This is a genomic window from Herbaspirillum frisingense, assembly GCF_047325095.1.
Classification (GTDB): domain Bacteria; phylum Pseudomonadota; class Gammaproteobacteria; order Burkholderiales; family Burkholderiaceae_D; genus Herbaspirillum; species Herbaspirillum frisingense.
This window is the reverse complement of record NZ_CP168558.1, coordinates 142,172-160,400: the sequence shown is the minus strand read 5'-3', so window position 1 is coordinate 160,400 and position 18,229 is coordinate 142,172. Positions and strand designations below refer to the sequence as shown.

Genomic DNA, 18,229 nt, shown 5'->3' with positions numbered 1-18,229 from the left:
ATTGCTGCATGCATGTGCGGCAATGAGAGTTATCGAATTCTAACGAAAATACCCTTCAACAGTCTTCCTCGCCGCGAAGCTTGCGTATGCCGCCGCTAGCATAACCGCCTCAATCGCATTGCGTCCTACCCCATTCCATCTATAGCTCTGCCGTCCTGCATGCCCCCGGCACCCAGGCGGATTCGCATCGAGGACCCTGGCATGGTTTTCCGCTCTCTGAAGGAGTCGCTTACGGGCTACTCCGACATCGCACGCAGTATCCATTTGCGGCTGATGCAGCCGCCACCCGCCGAACCCGGGCCGGCTTCCGCGCCGCGCCTGGACGAGCTCCTGCTGGTGACCCACGTCTCAGGCCATGAGGTCGTCTGCGGTGCATTCGAATACCGTCTGCACTGCATCTCTGCCCAGCCCGATCTGCCGCTCAAGGACTTTATCGCGTTGCCCGCAGAGATCCGCTTCGTGACCGATCGTGGCCAATTGCGCAGGGTGTCCGGCCTGATTGCCGAGGCCAGTGCCGGTGAAGTCGAGGACGGCCTCGCCAGCTATCGGCTGATCCTGCGCGACGCCCTGGCGCTGATGGGCCAGCGCAGCAATACGCGGGTCTTCCTGCATGCCAATGAGCTCGATGTCACGCAGGTGTTGCTCTCCGAGTGGCGCAGGATCAATCCCGTGCTCACGTCCTGCTTCGACGTCGACTGGAGCCTGCTGGCCGGAGGCTATCCCTTGCGCGAATTCACCATGCAGCACAACGAGTCCGATGGCGACTTCCTGCGCCGGCTCTGGAAGCGACGCGGCATAGGCTGGTTCATCCGCCCGGGCGAGCCGGCACCGGAGGACCGCACAGGCCGGCCGACCCACACCCTGGTGTTATTCAACGATGCCTTCCAGTTGCCGGCCAACGCCGCCGGCACGGTGCGCTATCACCGCGACCATGCGCCCGGCGAACAGGACAGCATCACGCACTGGAGCGCGATGAGAACCCTGCGGCCCGGCAGCATCAATCGCTATGGCTGGGACCACGCCAAGGGCGGCCCCATGCACAGCCGGGAAACGACCCGGGCGGACCAGGGCATCCTCGGCAGCCGCTTCGCCGCCAGTGTGGACGACTACCGCATCGATGCCCCGCGTACCGGCAACGACGCGGAAGACTATCGCCAGCTTGGCAAATTGCGCATGCAGCGCCACGCGTACGAATCCAAATCCTTCCAGGCCCGCTCCACTGTGCGCGCACTGCGCGTGGGCGAGTGGATCACCATCGAAGATCATCCGGAGCTGGACCGGCATCCCGCCCACGAGCGGGAATTCATCGTCACCAGCCTCGACGTCGAGGCCGAGAACAACCTGCCACATAGCCTGGCGACCAAAGTGAAGGCTCTGTCGGTTCGAAACCGGTGGGAAATAGGCAACGAGGATGGACACCAGGGCGTCGAAACTTCGAATCAAGGTTCGCCCACGCGGGCGTTCCGCTACCGCAACCATTTTTCCTGCGTACGGCGCGGCACCCCGGTGGTACCGGCCTTCGATCCGCGACAGGATGTGCCGACGCCCCGCCTGCAGAACGCGCATGTGGTCGGTCCCCCCAACGAGGCAGTGTTCTGCGACCCGCTTGGCCGGGTCAAGATCCGCTTTCCCGGCACCCGCATCGAGGATCATCGCCACGCCAATGGCGCCGGTGCCAGCGACAGCGGGCGCGATTCGGCCTGGGTGCGCGTGGCCAGTACCTGGGCCGGCAACCAGTGGGGCGCGATCAGTCTGCCGCGAGTGGGCGAGGAAGTCATTGTCGACTTTCTCGGCGGTGATCCCGACAAGCCCATCATCATCGGTCGCGTGCACGGCGCCACCTCCCTGCCGCCCAGCTTCAGCGACATCGGCGCCTTACCGGCCAACCGCTTCCTGGCCGGCATCAAGAGCAAGGAAGTCCGGGGCCACCGCTACAACCAGCTACGGCTGGACGACACGCCGCGCGAAATCAGCGCGCAGCTCGCCTCCCAGCATGGCTACAGCGAACTGAACCTGGGTTGGCTTACTCATCCCCGCGACCAGGGTTTTGGGACCGCGCGGGGTGAAGGCGCGGAGTTGCGCACCGACCAGTCACTTGCCCTGCGCGGTGGACAAGGCGTACTGATCAGCGCCGCCACACGCCCGGCCGCCGGTGGAGGGCAACTCGACAGGCAGGAATTGCTCGGCCTCATGACGGCGTTGCAGGACGTCCAGCAGCAACTGGCCTCTCTGGCACAGACCCACCGTGCCGGCGACACCGAGGCCCGCGCCCTGAGCACATTGCGTGACCGTCTCGAACGCTGGGAAGCCGGCAGCAACACCGACAAGGAAGGCAGCGGCGGCGGGCACCCCCTGGTCGCCATGACCGCTCCCGCCGGTGTCGCCATCAGCAGCGAAGACAGTATCGCCATCGGCGCACAGACCCAGATCGACATGATCAGCGTCGGCAACACCCAGCTCTCGGTGGGCAAGAAGCTGCTGGCCCGCGTGGCCGAAAGCATCAGCCTGTTCGCCCATCGATTGGGGATCAAGCTGGTTGCCGCCAGCGGCAAGCTGGAACTGCAGACGGACGCCGACAACATCGAAGCCACCTCTGCCAAACGCATCGTTCTCACCGCCGCAGAAGAAATCGTGCTGCAGGCACCGCGCCTGCGCTTCGTTGCACAGGGCGCGCAGATTGATCTTGGCGGTGGCGCCATCACCCAGCAGAGCAGCGGCGACCACGTCATCCGCTCGGCCGATTTCCATCACCTGGGCGGCGCAGACGCGCACGTTCCCGAGATCACCCTGCCGGTCAGCAATGTGCCGACTGACGAGCGCTTCATATTGGCCCGGCGCGGCAGCGGGCGACCCCATGCGCACCAGCGCTACCGCATCGAACTTGACGATGGCAGCGCCATGGAAGGCATCACCGACGAGCAGGGCCGCACCGAGCTGAGCCAGGACATGGCTTTGCGCATCGCCCGGCTGCATCTACTGAAGGAGTAGGCAATGAATCAGACAGTGAAGCAGGCAAACAACCCGGAACCCACCCGCCTGGTCGGCACCAGCTGGGACGATCAGGGCAACGATGTGGCGCAGTCGGTCCTGACCGGCAAGAACATGAAGGTGCGCGCCCTGTGCCTCACCTCGCCGGATGCGGTGCTGCCCATCGTCTTCGTGCCGGGGATCATGGGGACGCGGCTCAAGGTCAAGGGCCGTGATAAGGGGGCGGCGTGGTTTCCGCCTGAAGGTAAATGGGATGCTGTCATTCTCCTGCTCAGGTCGCTCGTTCGAACCGCAGCGGACAGGCAGCGCCTGCTCAATCCCGATAAAACAGAGGTCGATGATGAGGGGCCGGCCTATCCCGACGACGCCTGCAAAAGTTTGCTGGCGATTGCGCCTGGCAAGACCGATGCCGAGCGCGCGCGATGGCGTGGCTGGGGCCAACTACACGGCGACAGCTACGAAAAGATCCTGGCATTTCTGGAGAAGAGCATGGCGACGATCTTCGATCCGATCAGCCAGGGTCAGACGCTCACACCACTTTGGCAGGAGCTGGTAATGAACCGCCAGGACGCCGCCAAGCTAGGTGCGCAAAAGCCCTTCGTTCCACTGCAGGAGCAGCAGTTGCGCGACGCTGCCGAACTGCTCTACCCGGTACATGCGGTGGGGTACAACTGGTTGCAGAGCAACAAGGTCTCCGCCGAGCGACTGGCCGCCGAGATCGAACGCATCACCGCCTATTACCGCGGCAAGGGCAAAGCCTGCGAGCAGGTGATCCTGATCACGCACAGCATGGGCGGCCTGGTGGCCCGTGCCTGCGCGCAATTGCCTGGAATGGACCAGCGCATCCTGGGGGTGCTGCACGGTGTCATGCCCGCCCTGGGGGCTCCGGCCACCTACAAGCGCATACGCGCGGGGTTTGAGGGGGCAGCACAGGTGATTCTGGGGCGTAACGGCGCCGACTGCACCGCAGTGATGGCCAACGCAGCAGGTCCGCTGGAGCTGCTGCCCACAGATCAATACCGGACCTGGACCAACAGTGGTGAGCGGCATTGGCTGCGCGTCAGTTACGTGGGGATGGGGCAACGCGGGGTACAGGAGGAGATGGAGAGCTTTCTGGGCGAGGGGGACCCCTACGCGAACATCTATCTGAACAATACGGCGGATTGGTGGAAGCTGGTGAGGGAGGATTTGATTGATCCGGCGGGGAGGGAGGATCGAGAGAAAGCGATGAGGGAGGGAAAGCTGGCTCCCTCGTTTGTCCCCGGCAATGCGGATTTTGATAAGTACCTTAAGAATATGAAAGTAGCGATGAAATTTCATCAGATGATCGCCAACGAATACCACCCCACGACGTATGCCTATTACGCCGCAGATACAGAAAAACCTTCTTGGAACGAAGTGTTATGGAAGGCCGCGCGGCCTGCCCCAAATAAGCCGGAATCCGCAGTGCTTGAGTTCGATGACTTGAATGGCAAGGTGGATCTCGCTTTTTCGGACAGACACCGAGTGAGCTTCAGCATCCAGGATGGGACCGGTCCCGGCGACGGAACGGTGCCCGCCGAGTCGGGCGCGGCGCCTAAGCCGTACGCGATACAGATGTTCAAACACGAGGGAAAATCGAAAATGCACGATAGCTACGAACACCAATTTTCATACAACGCTCCAATCGCACAAGCTGTCACCCTGTATTCCATCGTCAGCATGGTGGCTGCATCCCACTACGCGAAGAGCTTATTGGAGGAAAAATGAGGCGGTATACCTATTTCCCTCTGATATTTCCTCTTTTGCTGTTCGTCGCCACAAGGTGCGATGCCGACAGCGGTAACCAGCGACCCAATATGATGAACATCCAATCCACTAATTCATCTTCCATTTCTACTTTCTGTGTAGGTCGGTTTCTTATCGATGTGCCCCAGGGATCTAGGCTTAGCGGAGCAGACTACAAGTACGATTACCTGCAAATTGAGCGTCCCGAGCAGAAGTCGTTCGAGGATTTCCAAAGTAAACTCAATCAAAAGGAAGCAAGGCTAAAAGCAGAAAAGCATGAAAGGGATCCCAGTCTATTGCGCTTATCGCGAACCTTGGATGCAGAAACTCGGGTGTTCTCATTCTGGGAATTCGATATAGCAGACGGCCTCATGGAGGTGGAAGGATACCGATGGATTGATGGCACGCAGTATTTTTTGAAGGCACAAGCCGGAACCAGCCCGCCAGTAGAGGGAACCCTGAGCAGGGAGGAGCTTGTTCTCGGAAAAATGGAAAGGGCTCTCACACATCTTCGGCCGCGTCTTGATACCGAAATCCCGGCAGAACCAGGCTACTGCTTTGAGGGTGGTTTCATCGCCAGTCCCGAGTGGGAGAGTGAAGAGGCAGGTATCGATATCGACATAGCGGGTCATCCCGACGCGTTTGTCTCCGTCTGGTTCTACCCCCTGGCCATGAGCAAACATGACCGCCCGTTACTGGAGCGCATGGGCGGAGTCCTACAATCGCTTGGTCGCCTCGCCACATCAGTGCGGGTCCTGCGTAGCGGTAATCGCCAAGTCGGCCCCTATCGTGGCCAGGAACATCTTGCAACGGCGCCGAACAGCGGCGGCATGCGCGGTCACAGCTTCATCTGGGAAACCGAAGGCGAAGGTACCCTGGATACGCCAGCACTCAAGATCGAACTCACTACCGGTCATCGAGACAAAGATGGCAACCCCCAAAAGACACAATTAACGGATGAGCAAGCCATGAAGCTCTGGGACGAAGTCCTCAACAGCTTCCGCGTGCGTCCGACCACGGACCCGCAGAAAACCAGCCAGAACAATCCTCCATCCTCCCCCTTGCATCCTCTCGGTGAGCTCGCCGGGACCGGCAGCATCTGCCCGCAGAACGGCTGGTGGCGATGCGTTGACACGGGTAATGTTGCGGGCGGTCGTCGGCGCTTCTTCAAGGCTGGGGAGACGATGCCCTCCGTTGTCCTGCTGGGTCCACCGAACCTGTGGCAGGCCCTGCGCAAGAAACCACCGACATATGAAACCAAGACCGTATGGACTCTGGTCGATTACGAAGAAGGGGCCGACGTCCCCAGTTCGGAAAGCGACTCGGCCAGTGAAAGTGCCGATACGCAAGGCGGGAGCAAGTCGTGATGCGCCGCGCACTCTCTTGGTTGATCTTCTCAATAGCGGTGCTGGTCGCGACCCCCAGCGCTGCAGATAGCGGCGACCAGCGATCAGAACTGATGAACGACCGTCCAGCTCCTTCTGTGTCCACTTTCTGCGTCGGTCGATTTCTTATCGACGTGCCCCTGGGATCTAAGCTTAGCGGAGCAGACTACAAGTACGATTACCTTCAGATCGAGCGTCCGGCGCCGAAGTCGCGCGAGGCCTTTCAGCGAGAGCTCAATCAAAAGGAAGCTGCGCTCAGAGCAAGAAAGCACGATCAGGATCCCAGCATATTACGAGTATCGCGGACACCCGATGCAGAATCTCGATTGTTTGCGTTTTGGGAATTTGAACGGGCGAGAGGTTTGATTGAAATTGAAGGATACCGATGGATCGATGGAACGCAGTATTTTTTGAAGGCGCAAGCAGGGACTAGCCCACCGGTCGAGGGCACCATGAGTCGAGAAGAACTTGTTCTCAGCAAGATGGAGAAGGCCCTTTCAAATCTTCGGCCGCGCCCCGATACGGAAATTCCTGCAGAACCCGGCTACTGCTTCGAGGGGGGCTTCATCGCCAGCCCGGAGTGGGAGCTGGAGGAAGCTGGAGTTGATATCGACATCGCCGGTCATCCTGACGCGTTTGTCTCCGTCTGGTTTTACCCGCTACACATGAGTAAGCACGACCGTCCATTGCTGGAGCGCATGGGCGGTGTGCTGCAATTTCTGGGTCGCCTGGCCACATCGGTACGGGTTTTGCGCAGCGGCGATCGCCAAGTCGGCCCCTACCGTGGCCAGGAACATCTGGCAACGGCACCCAACAGCGGCGGCATGCGCGGTCACAGCTTTATCTGGGAAACCGAAGGCGAAGGTACCCTGGATACGCCAGCACTCAAGATCGAACTCACCACCGGTCACCGCGACAAAAGCGGCAACCCGCAAAAGACAAAACTAACGGATGAGCAAGCCGTGAAGCTCTGGGACGAAGTCCTCAACAGTTTCCGCGTGCGTCCTACCGCAAGCCCCGAAAAGCTGCTTCACCGCGATCCCGCTGCCGGGATGCCCCAGCCTGCCAAGACCCCACAATCCGGCGCTGCCCACCCCGCCGAGTCCGCCTCCTGATCACTATCTCCAATCCCTGCCCGAAAGGAAATCCCCATGCCCAAGATCATTCGTCTCGGTGACGCCACCTCCCACGGTGGCAAGGTCACCAGCGTCAGTGCCTCACACTTCAAGGTCAATGGCATTGCCGTGGCCCGTGTAGGCGACCCTTGCAGTTGCCCGCAGAAGGGCCACGAGAATTGCACCATCGTCGAAGGCCATGCCCATCACAAGATCAATGGCGTCGCCGTCGCCTACGAGGGCCACAAGACCAGTTGCGGTGCGACCCTGATTGCCAGTGCCAACAACTTCAGCGCTCAATAGCGGACCGACTTACGCATAGGCCAGCCGACCCCTCGTCGGCAACTCCAGCACCGCCAATCCCGGCGTCCCCCCTTCCAGCCTGAACACCGACACCAGCCGCGCCAGTTGCGCGGCCTGGTCCTGCAACGACTGCGCCGCCGCAGCGGCTTGCTCTACCAGCGCCGCATTCTGCTGGGTCACCTGGTCCATCTGCACGATGGCCAGGTTCACCTGTTCGATGCCGGCGCTCTGTTCCTGCCCGGCTGAGCTGATCTCGTTGACTACGGCGCCCACCCGCTGCACGCTTTGCACCACCTCCTGCATGGTCAGCCCGGCCTGCTCCACCAGCTTGCTGCCATCGCTGACCCGCTGTACCGAGTCGGCGATGAGGCCCTTGATCTCGTGGGCCGCCGTGGCCGAGCGTTGCGCCAGCGCACGCACCTCCGAGGCCACCACCGCAAAGCCGCGGCCCTGCTCGCCGGCGCGGGCCGCTTCCACCGCTGCGTTCAGGGCGAGGATGTTGGTCTGGAAGGCGATGCCATCGATGACACCGATGATGTCCACGATCTTCCTGGAAGAATCGTCGATGGCTCCCATGGTCTTTACCACCTGGCTGACCACGTCCCCTCCCTGGCGCGCGATGTCCGAGGCCGAGCCCGCAAGCTGGTCGGCCTGGCCGGCGTGGCTGGCGTTTTGCCGGACGGTGGCGGTGAGCTGCTCCATCGAGGAGGCAGTCTCCTCCAGCGAAGCTGCCTGCTCCTCGGTGCGGGAAGACAAGTCCAGGTTGCCTCGCGCAATCTCGCTGCTGGCCGTGGCGATGGTATCGGTGGAGACGCGCACCTGGCTCACGATCTCCAGCAGCCGGTCATTCATCTTCTTCAAGGCACGCAGGAGCATGCTGGTCTCATCGCGCCCATGGGCGTCGATGGCCGAGGTCAGGTCGCCGGCCGCCACCGTCTCGGCCACGCGTACGGCGCGGTCCAGGGGCCGGGTGATGCTGCGCGTGATCATCCAGGCGATGGCGGTGGCGGCCGCCAGACCGACGACGGCCAGCGTCAGCAGCAGCGCGCGCGCTTGCTGGTAGTTGTCCTCGACTTCGTCGCCCGCGCTTTTCATCATGTCGTGCTGCAGCTTGATGAGGGCGTCGGCGGCGCTCATGGTGGCGCTCTGTACCGGGCGCACTTCGTCGATGAGCACATCGATGGCGCCCTCCTTGCCACCCTGCTGCACCATGGTCAGGACCTTGTCGCGTTTTTACATGTAGGCCGTCTGGGCGCTGATCAGCTTGCCCAGGGCGGCACGGCTGTCGGCGTCGGTAAGCAGGCGGTCCAGTTGCGCCAGGTCCTCGCGCACGGCCTTGTCGGCCCCGCTGATGCGCTCGTACTCGCTCTTGATCTGCGCTTCCTTCTTGAGCAGCACGATGTTGCGCACCGAGCGTGCCACCAGATTGAGCTGGTCGACAATGTCGCCGGCTACGACGGTCTTGGGATACTTGTCGTGGATCACATCCTTCATCTGGCCGTTCAGCTGCGCCAGGCGCGCGATGCCGCTGGCAGCCATGGCCAGCATCAATACCATCAGCAGGCCGAAGCCCAACCACAGACGCACACGGATGGTGACGTTGGAAAGTTGCATGGAATTCCCCCTGTTATCGTTTCATTGTCGGTAGGCAAGCAGGCCGGGCGACGTAACCGGAAAGCAAGGCACGGCCGGCAGTCCGGTGGTGCCCTGCCTCTTCCAGCATAGAAGACGATGCAGTTGAAACCAAGCACGGCCTTGTTGCGGGCGAGCGCTGACAGGCCGAAGACTCAGGCGTCCCGACGTAATTCGGCGGGGAGAGAATGTGAAGGTAGAACGGGGGCCGGGCGTGGGATCGCTCAGTCGCCCAGGTCGATGGTCCCGGCCAGGCGGATGGCCGTCGGGGTTTCGTACATCGCCACCACCCAGGCCTGCTGGGCATCATCGGCATGCGCATCGAGCGTGGCGGCGACGAAGTTGATCGAGGCCCGGTCGAGGCTGGCGTAGGGGTCGTCCAGCAGCGTGAGCCTGGCGTGGGCGGCAAAGGCGGCAGCCAGGTAGACCTTGCGCTTGCTGCCGGTGGAGAGCATGAAGAGCTTCTTTTCCAGATGGGGCGTCAGCGACAGGCCCTCGGTCAGGGCCGGCAACAGGCTGTGGTCGAAGTGCGGAAACCGCTCGGCCATCGCCGCGAATACCTCCGCCGGCAACATCTGGTCGTAGGCCTCGGTACGCGGGTCGATGAAGAAGACCTGACGTCGATAGGCTTCGCCATCGCTGTCCAGGCGCATGCCGTCCAGTTCCAGAACCCCGTCGCGTGCCGGCATGAAGCCGCCCAGCAGGTTCAGCAGCGTGGTCTTGCCGCGCCCATCGCCGCCACGCACCAGCGTCACGCCGGAGGTGATGCGGGCCGAGAAGTCCTGGAACAGATCCAGACCGGGATAGGAAAAATTGAGGCGGGAAGCCAGCAGCAGGGCAGCACGATCAGCAGCTTGGGTCATCGGATGGATTGGGTGAGGCCGTTTCAACGGCGTTGGCGACGGGCGGCTTGTCGTTCTGCTTCCTGGGCGGCGCGTTTCTCCTTGCGGGCATCGGCCAGCATCGCCAGTGCCAGCGCCAGTGGCGGATACAGGAGGATCAGGCCGCTCCAGTCGTGATCGGACAGAAACATCAGGGCCGCAATGCAGAGGTCGACGGCCATCAGCAACATCAGTGGCCAGCCCACGGGCGCACCAAGGAAGGTCTTCTGTCGCTTGTTCTTGAAATACAGGGCCATGCCGTTCACCGTGCCGTGTTGTTCGCCGCGTGGCCGCCGCGCCGCGCCGGATGGGCGCTATCACTGGCCGGGATCATGCTGGCGATGGGTTGTCTCCTGCCCGCGATTATAGAAGATGTGAAGGATCAGGGGGCATGCAGCGGCAGATGTTCCCCGCAAGAAAACCTGCTTACATCGGCTTGTTGACCATCAACCAATACACCACGAGCAGTCCGCCGAAAGCGGGAAAGCCGAGCACAGTCCAGATTTTTTCGAAGCGCCAAAAGCGCGCCGGCAACTCAGTGCCCTGCCTAGCGGCGATCTGCGCCATGTCGCGCATCCGCAATTGCAGCCAGACGACCGGTAGCCAGCAGGCGCCAGCCAGGGCGTAGAGCGCAAGTGACCAGATGATCCAGGGCGAATGCAAGGGATAACCCGCCAGGTGGATCATCCAGAAGCCCGACAGGGGCTGCACGATCACCGACGGCGTCGTGAACCACCAGTCGGCGCGTGCGACCCAGCGCGTGACCACGGCAATGGCCTGCACGTTGTGGCTGCGATTGACGAAGAACATGTAGAAGGCGGTGCCGAAGCCGGTCCCAAACATGAACGTGGCCGAGATGATGTGTACCCACTTGATGGTGAGGTAGGTCATGGAAATTCCTTTCAACGTAGGCGCCACATGACGCAAAAGAGAAGCAGCAAAGGCAGGTTCTTCGAGAGGGGCCCGAATGGGTGAGCCCAGAATTGCAGCAGAAAGACCGTCATCAGCAGCGTGTAACCCGCGACCAGGCCTATCTGCACCGGCCACAGCACGCCATGCCAGCGACGGGCACGGAGCAGTCCTGTCAACAGGGCCGTACCGAGCGCGGCATCGGTGAGGCTGGCGGTGGCCAGCACGAACTCATGCAGCCTGGGCGGGATGGCGCATGCTGATAGCCAGGCATGGCTTTGTTCGTGTGGCCAGGCGAACCATGAGACATACGCGGTATATAGCCATAGCCAGGCGATGATCACAGTCAAGGCCGGATAGGCCCAGCCGGCGATGGCCGCTGGCCGGAGGGAGGGGGTGGCGAAACCGGCCGGATCACGTGGCGAACGGCCCAGAATCTGGCACATCATGCTGTTATCCGGACAGAGGCGACCGTCCTGGCTGGCCGCCAGCATGGTCAGCGGCTCCGGGCCGAGCATCGGCAGTCGCAGCCAGGCGCTGACGCGCGCGATCGGTTGCGCCAGGGCAAACGGCAAGTGACCCAGCCAGGCGGGCGGCGCTCCCATGGCCTGACGCAGAAGGCTGATGTACTGCGCCAGGGTCATCTTGCGCGGGCCGGCGACGTCGATGCGGCGTGGCCAGGTCTCTCCGTCCAGCCGCATGCGCACGAGGGCCACGACCAGCGCCGCCAGGTCGTCCACGGAGACGGGTTGCACCGGCACGTTCGCGCCAGGGAGCAGCACGAGGGGCAGTGTGGCCAGTCCCAGGAACAGCTTGCTGCTGGCGCCCTGGGGACTGAAGACCAGCGAGGGGCGCAGGATGGTATAGGCGATATCTTGCGCGGCCAGCCACTCTTCTCCCCTTCCTTTGCTGGCCCAATATGCAGTAGGTGCGGTGCTGGCACTGCCCAGCGCGGAGAGATGGATCAGTGCGCAATGCCGCTTCGTGCATGCCACGCTGAGGGCTTGCAACATGGTGCAATGGAGTATCTCGAAGTCCCCGCTTCGCTTTTCGGCGATGATGCCGACGCAGTTGACGACGAGCTCGACCCCCTCCAGCATGGCCTCCCACTGGGCGGTGGTCGGCAATTGGGTGACGTCCACGCCGATCCATGGCGCGGTGCTTGCGGCGACCTCCTGTTCCGGCTGTCGACGACTGGCGCCGATGACCTCATGACCCTCTGCCAGCAATGCCTGTAGCGTGCACGCGCCGATGGCGCCCGTGGCGCCCAGAACCAGAATCCTCATCGCCGTTTCTCCGAAATTTTTGTCACTTATTTCTGTAAATACAGAAATAATTATTTAAAAAAATGCGAGATCTTCCGGTAAGAAGATCTCGCTTGATCATTCAGGTCTTGTCGTCGGTGCTCAGCAGTCGCGCCACCTTGCCGCCCATTTTCAGGAAGCGCTTGAGCGTGGCAGGCGGAAGATGCTTGTAGTCGTCGTAGGAAGCCGTCAGCATCTGCAGGAAGTCCAGCGCCTCATCCATGCGCCCCTGCGCGGCTTTGCTCAAACTTTTGTCATGCCTGGCTTCGGAAGCGCAGTCGCGCAATACCGTCAAGGTTGGGTCGATCTCGCGCCGCTTGCGCTCCTCCACAATGGCCCGAAAGATTTCCCAGACGTCTTGCAGCGCCACGAAATGATCACGCCGGTCGCCAGCGAGATGAACAATGCGTACCAGGCCCCAGCTTTGCAGCTCCTTGAGACTGTTACTGACGTTGGACCTTGCAACATTGAGCGTTTCAGTGATTTCTTCCGCGTGCATGGGCTGGTCGGCCAGGAACAACAAGGCCTGGATTTGCGCGACGGTGCGATTGACGCCCCAGCGTGTCCCCATTTCTCCCCAGTGGAGAACGTATTTCTGGGCGGTTGGGCCAAGATCCATTGTCATTCCTCTTCCGTTATTTCTGTCATTACAGAAATTGTAGATGGGACTGCCGTGGCCGTCAACCTGATTGCGGGTTTGTTAATGACAGATGGGGAGACGGCATGACGGACCGGAAAAATAAAAAACGGCCCCGGCAAAGCCGGGACCGTCGTTGTTTCAGTCAATCTCAGGGGAAACAGATCGCGCTTAAGGCTCAGTGTGCCTTGGCCGCCCCCGGCCACATCCGCACCACCAGGGCCAGCAGGGCCGACAGGGTTGCCAGGGCGACCACGGCGATCCAGCCCCACTGGGCCAGCGCCAGACTGCCCAGGGCGGCACCGACGGCCATACCGATGAACATGCCCACGAACAGCACGGCATTCAGACGGCTGCGGGCGCCCGGTTCGATGCTGTAGACGATGGTCTGGTGCGCCACCAGGGTCGCCTGCACGCCGAGGTCGAAGCCGATGGCGGCCAGCGCCAGCAAGACCAGTTGACCCTGGGTCGAGAACCACGGTGCCAGCGCCATCGAGGCAAAGGCCAGGGCCGCCAGTGTCACACCCAGACGGGTCACCAGTTCCGGACCTTTCTTGTCGGAAATGCGGCCAGCCAGGGGTGCGGCCAGCGCACCGGCGGCACCGGCCAGGCCGAAGGCACCGGCAGCGGCGCTACCCAGATGGAAGGGTGCGCCATGCAGCATCACCGCCAGGGTCGACCAGAAGGCCGAGAAACCGACAGACAGCAGGCCCTGGGCCAGGGCGGCACGACGCAGGGCGCCATGCTTGCTGACCAGCGTACCCAGCGAGCCCAGCAGCGCGCCATACGACAGACGCGAAGTCGGGTGGAAGCGCGGCAAGCCACGCCATGCGGCCAGGCCGATCAAGGCGATGCTGGCCGAGGCACCCACGAACATGGCGCGCCAGCCGAAGTGTTCAGCCACGAAGCCGCTGACCACCCGCGAGAGCAGGATGCCCAGCAGCAAGCCGGTCATGACGGTGCCGACGATGCGGCCGCGATGCTGTTCCGGTGCCAGGGTGGCGGCAGCCGGGACGATGTCCTGGGCCATGGTGGCGGTCAGGCCGATGGCCAGACTGGCCGCCAGCAGTGTGGCTACACCCGAGGCGGCGCCGGCCAGCAGCAGCGCCACCGTCAGGATGGCGGCCTTGATCAGGATGATGCGGCGGCGGTCGTAGCGGTCGCCCAGCGGTGCCAGCAGCAGGATGCCCAGGGCATAGCCGAGCTGGGTCGACATCGGCACCGTGCCCACCGCGCGCTCGGAGGCGCCGATGTCATCGGCCAGCACGCCCAGCATGGGCTGCGAATAGTAGAGGGAAGCCACGGCCAGGCCGGCGCCAGTGGCCAGCAGGCCAATCAGGGCCGCCGACAGGCCATTGGCATGCGCGGCTGGCTGGCCGGAAACCGGGGCAGCGGTATGCGTCTTTTGAATGCTGTTCATGATGGAACTCCGTAGGGTTTGTCTTGCGGCCGGCCCGGGAAACCCCCTCTTTGCCAGCGTTGGAACGGATTCTCCGCCTCCTGGCTCGCATCCGGTAGTAGCGCACGCGGCAGAATTGTTATACGTTAGCCGTATGAGCAAGCCTATCCCCCCCTCCCCTGGCGCGTCCGATCAGCCCAATTCGGCCAGCTTTTCCGCTGCCGGGCTGACCGACCGCATCGAGCTGATTCAGACCTTCGTGCGCATCGTCGATGCCGGCAGCCTGTCGGCGGCGGCGGCGCAGCTGGCCACCACCCAACCCACCATCAGTCGTCGCCTGCAGACCCTGGAGCGCTCGCTGGGCGTACGCCTGCTGCAGCGTTCCACCCATGCGATGAAGATGACCGAGGATGGCGAGCGCTGTTATGAACGGGCCAAGGAATTGCTGGCCGGCTGGGATGAGTTCGAGAACGAGTTGCGCGGTGCCCGCCAGCACGCCGAAGGGACCCTGCGGGTGGCCGTGCCGCACGCCTTCGGCCAGGAGCAGCTGATCGGCCCGCTGGCGCAGTTCATGCGCAACCATCCGCGCATCACGGTGGAATGGCTGCTGCACGACCGTGCCGCCGATTTCATCAGCCAGGGGATAGACTGCGCGATCCAGGTGGGAGAGGTGGCCGATCCCTCGGTGGTGGCGATCCATCTGGCCGAGGTGCCGCGCATGACGGTGGTCGCCCCCACCCTTCTGCAGGGACGGGCGCTGCCGCAGTCGCCGGCCGAGCTGGCGGACCTGCCATGGATCGCCATTCCCGCCTTCTACCGTCGCGAAGTGACGCTGACCCACGCCCACAGTGGGGAGCGCAGCCAGGTGGCGTTCCGGCCCCAGCTGGTCACCGATAGCCTCTACGCCCTGCGCAATGCGGCCATCGCCGGCATGGGCGCGGCCGTAGGTTCATCCTGGGTACTGTCCGAGGATGTGGCCGCTGGCCGGCTGGTGCAATTGCTGCCGGAATGGGAGCCGGCACCCCTGCCGGTCTCGCTGTTGTACCCCTATGCCCGCTTCTACCCGGCGCGTCTGCGCCACTTCATCGATACCATGAAGGAAGCCATGCCAGGTGTGGTCCACAAGGCGGTCGGCCGGACTTGACCGGTAGCCGCCCGACGGTCGGGCGATGTCAGTCCAGACGCATGGTCTGGTGCGTGGCAAAGTGCTGGTGCCAGGAGAACGCCTCGCCCAGCAGATGCGGCGTATGGCCACCGGCGCGGCAGGCGCGCTCGAAATAGTCGCGCAGCTGCGGGCGGTAATCCGGATGGCAGCACTGCTCGATCACCTTCACGGCGCGTTCGCGCGGCGCCAGGCCACGCAGGTCGGCCAGGCCCCATTCGGTGACCAGCACATCGACGTCATGCTCGCTGTGGTCCACATGCGAGACCATCGGTACCACGCTGGAAATCGCACCGTCCTTGGCCACCGATTTGGAGACGAAGATCGAAATCTGCCCGTTGCGCGCAAAGTCGCCCGAGCCGCCGATGCCGTTCATCATGTGCGTGCCGCCTACGTGGGTGGAATTGACGTTGCCGTAGATGTCGAACTCCAGCGCCGTGTTCAGCCCGATGATGCCCAATCGGCGCACCAGCTCCGGATGATTGCTGATCTCCTGCGGGCGCAGCACCAGCTTGTCGCGGTAACGCTCGATGTTGGCCAGGAAGTGCGCATACTTGGCCTGCGACAACGTGATCGAGGAAGCCGAGGCAAAGGCCAGCTGGCCCGAATCGAGCAGGTCGATGGCGCTGTCCTGCAAGACCTCCGAATACATCACCAGATCGCGGAATGGCGAATCGACCAGGCCGTGCAGCACCGCATTGGCAATCGTGCCGATGCCGGCCTGCAGCGGCGCCAGCGTATGCGGCAGGCGACCGGCCTCGACTTCGCATTCCAGGAAGTGGATCACATGGCCGGCGATGGCCCGGGTCTCGTCATCCGGCGGCAGCACCGAAGACGGACTGTCGGGCGTCTCGGTGAGCACGATGGCCACCACCTTGGCCGGATCGAAGGGAATGGTGGGATGGCCGATGCGGTCGCCGGCGGCGGTCAGCGCAATGGGTTTGCGCTCCGGGCGCGGGGCCGGGAGGTAGATGTCGTGCAGACCTTCCAGTGCCAGCGGGATGCTGGTGTTGAGTTCGATGACGATCTGCGCGGCCTGCTCCACGAAGCTGGCCGAATTGCCCACCGACATGGTCGGCACGATGCCCTCCTCGGTGATGGCTGCGGCTTCGATGACCGCGATGTCGATGCGCGAAGGCGTGCCGCTGCGCAGATGCTCGGCCGTTTCGGAGAGGTGCTGGTCGATGAACATCACCTCGCCGGCATTGATCTTCTTGCGCAGCGTGGGATCGACCTGGAACGGCAGGCGTCGCGCCAGCAGGCCCGCTTCGGCCATGAGGCCGTCGCTGCCATTGCCCAGCGAGGCGCCGGTGATGACGGTGAAATGCAGTTCTTCATGCGCGGCCCGATCGGCCAGCGCACGGGGCATGGCCTTGGCGTCGCCGGCACGGGTGAACCCGCTCAGGCCGATGGTCATGCCGTTGTGGAAAAATGTCGCCGCCTCTGCGGCCGACATCACTTTGCCGGCCAATGCGGGCTGGCGGATGCGCTGGCTATCCATGGATGGTGTGCTCCTGCTCGGGTTCTTTAGGGGGTGTGCAGTGCATCCTCGACGGACTTCTTGCATTCTTGTTTGTATCAAGTGTAGGAGCGGGTCGCTATGCACTGTATGATTAAAATTCCCGCATTCCAGTCGTAAAACGCATAGGCGGGCCGGCCCGCCTTCCCGCTGCAGAAAGCCCTCGCCATGGACATCCGCGCCCTGCGCTATTTCACCGAAACGGTGCGTCTGAACAGCTTCAGCCGCGCCGCCGACGCCTTGCACGTGACCCAGTCCACCGTCAGCAAGATGGTGCGGCAGCTGGAGGACGAGATGGATGCCCCCCTGCTCATTCGCGATGGCCGCCGCCTGCAGCTGACCGACACCGGCCGCGTGGTCTATGAGCAGGGGCAGCAGATCCTGGCCTCGATGCAGCGCCTGGATGCCGAGGTACGCGATACCAAGGCCTTGCGCAGCGGCCGGCTGGAGATCGGCATACCGCCCATGATCAACATCCTCTGCACCCCGGTCCTGAAGGCCTTCCGCGAGCGACATCCCGAGATCGCCATCGTGCTCCAGGAAGATACCGGCCCGCAGATCGAGCAGCGCGTCGCCAGCGGTGAGCTGGAGATCGGCATGACGGTCTTGCCGGCCGACCCCGCGCTGGAGTTGCAGACCATGCCGGTGGCGCGCTATCCGATGTGGGCGGTGGCCCAGGCCGGCAGTTTCCAGAAGAACCGCTCTACCCTGCGCTGCGCCCAGCTCGACGGCATGCCGTTGGTGCTGCTCAACAATGAATTCGGTCTCACCCGCAGCCTGCGCGGCATGTTCCGCGAACAGGGCATCGCGCCCGAGATCGTGGCCCAGAGCGCGCAATGGGACTGGCTGGTGGCCATGGCCCTGGCGGGCATGGGTGCCGCGCTGCTGCCGGAACCGTTCATCCACCGCCTGGCCACCGACCAGTTGCAGGCGGTGCGCCTGGTCGAGCCGGAGGTGCAGTGGCAGGTGGCCTACGTCACCCGGGGCGGCTATCTCTCGCATGCGGCCAGGGCATGGATGGACCTGAGCGGCGAGCTGTTCGCCGGTGGCAAGGGCCGCAAGTAGGGTTGACTGACAAGGACCACCCTCTGTCCGCAGGACTGCGACTACCCCATCTCTCACCGGCTGGCTGGCATCTCTCCATGCATTCCTGAATATTCTCAAATGGAATGCAAAGCCGGAATTTAAGTCATGCCGTGCATGAGCGCAGCTTCCTATACTGAGCACT

At 63.0% G+C, this 18,229-nt stretch carries 14 protein-coding genes and 1 pseudogene; 7 read left to right on the top strand and 8 right to left on the bottom strand.

Translation table 11 applies throughout. The features are described 5' to 3' along the window. The first annotated feature begins 201 nt into the window (after window positions 1–201). The 5 genes from ACEOAC_RS00825 (at window position 202) to ACEOAC_RS00805 (ending at window position 7,558) form a co-directional block, all read left to right on the top strand. Window positions 202–2,988: a type VI secretion system Vgr family protein gene (locus ACEOAC_RS00825; RefSeq protein WP_413443562.1), complete on the top strand. Its 2,787-nt coding sequence runs from the start codon at window positions 202–204 to the stop codon at window positions 2,986–2,988. A 3-nt stretch (window positions 2,989–2,991) separates the two neighbouring features. Beyond that, on the top strand, window positions 2,992–4,737 hold the full coding sequence (locus tag ACEOAC_RS00820) for an esterase/lipase family protein (protein ID WP_413443561.1): 1,746 nt from the start codon (window positions 2,992–2,994) through the stop codon (window positions 4,735–4,737). An 89-nt stretch (window positions 4,738–4,826) separates the two neighbouring features. Beyond that, window positions 4,827–6,122 carry a T6SS immunity protein Tli4 family protein gene (locus tag ACEOAC_RS00815; RefSeq protein ID WP_413443560.1) on the top strand — a complete coding sequence of 432 codons (1,296 nt, stop codon included), beginning with the start codon at window positions 4,827–4,829 and terminating at the stop codon, window positions 6,120–6,122. Continuing rightward, a complete protein-coding gene (locus ACEOAC_RS00810) occupies window positions 6,122–7,255 on the top strand; it encodes a T6SS immunity protein Tli4 family protein (RefSeq protein ID WP_413443559.1) in 1,134 nt (377 codons plus the stop codon). Before ACEOAC_RS00815 ends, ACEOAC_RS00810 begins: the two co-directional genes overlap by 1 nt. Window positions 7,256–7,291: 36 nt before the next feature. Continuing rightward, on the top strand, window positions 7,292–7,558 hold the full coding sequence (locus tag ACEOAC_RS00805) for a PAAR domain-containing protein (protein ID WP_006463471.1): 267 nt from the start codon (window positions 7,292–7,294) through the stop codon (window positions 7,556–7,558). Window positions 7,559–7,567: 9 nt separating this feature from the next. On the opposite strand, the pseudogene ACEOAC_RS00800 reads toward ACEOAC_RS00805, so the two are convergent. From ACEOAC_RS00800 to ACEOAC_RS00770, 7 genes and pseudogenes are all read right to left on the bottom strand, one after another. Continuing rightward, window positions 7,568–9,172: pseudogene (locus ACEOAC_RS00800) on the bottom strand (methyl-accepting chemotaxis protein). 242 nt (window positions 9,173–9,414) lie between these two features. Further along, the gene (locus ACEOAC_RS00795) at window positions 9,415–10,053 is read right to left on the bottom strand and encodes an ATP-binding cassette domain-containing protein (RefSeq protein WP_077236499.1); all 639 of its coding nucleotides are present in this window, start codon (window positions 10,051–10,053) and stop codon (window positions 9,415–9,417) included. A gap of 23 nt (window positions 10,054–10,076) precedes the next feature. Next, window positions 10,077–10,328, bottom strand: coding sequence for a hypothetical protein (locus ACEOAC_RS00790; RefSeq protein WP_006463474.1), 252 nt, complete (start codon window positions 10,326–10,328; stop codon window positions 10,077–10,079). 169 nt (window positions 10,329–10,497) lie between these two features. After that, complete coding sequence (locus ACEOAC_RS00785) at window positions 10,498–10,962, bottom strand: DUF2269 family protein (protein ID WP_241813387.1); 465 nt, start codon at window positions 10,960–10,962, stop codon at window positions 10,498–10,500. Window positions 10,963–10,973: 11 nt separating this feature from the next. Further along, complete coding sequence (locus ACEOAC_RS00780) at window positions 10,974–12,266, bottom strand: SDR family oxidoreductase (protein WP_413443557.1); 1,293 nt, start codon at window positions 12,264–12,266, stop codon at window positions 10,974–10,976. A gap of 100 nt (window positions 12,267–12,366) precedes the next feature. Continuing rightward, a complete protein-coding gene (locus ACEOAC_RS00775; RefSeq protein ID WP_241813422.1) occupies window positions 12,367–12,903 on the bottom strand; it encodes a GbsR/MarR family transcriptional regulator in 537 nt (178 codons plus the stop codon). Between the two features lie 196 nt (window positions 12,904–13,099). Beyond that, entirely contained in the window at window positions 13,100–14,341 is a 1,242-nt protein-coding gene (locus ACEOAC_RS00770) for an MFS transporter (protein ID WP_413443556.1), read from the bottom strand. A 133-nt stretch (window positions 14,342–14,474) separates the two neighbouring features. Between ACEOAC_RS00770 and ACEOAC_RS00765 the strand changes: the two genes are divergently transcribed. Then, complete coding sequence (locus ACEOAC_RS00765; RefSeq protein ID WP_413443555.1) at window positions 14,475–15,464, top strand: LysR substrate-binding domain-containing protein; 990 nt, start codon at window positions 14,475–14,477, stop codon at window positions 15,462–15,464. Window positions 15,465–15,492: 28 nt separating this feature from the next. Here ACEOAC_RS00765 and ACEOAC_RS00760 read toward each other — a convergent pair whose 3' ends face one another. After that, window positions 15,493–16,983 carry an acetyl-CoA hydrolase/transferase family protein gene (locus tag ACEOAC_RS00760; RefSeq protein ID WP_413443554.1) on the bottom strand — a complete coding sequence of 497 codons (1,491 nt, stop codon included), beginning with the start codon at window positions 16,981–16,983 and terminating at the stop codon, window positions 15,493–15,495. 186 nt (window positions 16,984–17,169) lie between these two features. Here ACEOAC_RS00760 and ACEOAC_RS00755 point away from each other — a divergent pair, with 186 nt between their 5' ends. Continuing rightward, window positions 17,170–18,066, top strand: coding sequence for a LysR substrate-binding domain-containing protein (locus ACEOAC_RS00755; protein ID WP_241813382.1), 897 nt, complete (start codon window positions 17,170–17,172; stop codon window positions 18,064–18,066). Window positions 18,067–18,229: the final 163 nt, after the last annotated feature.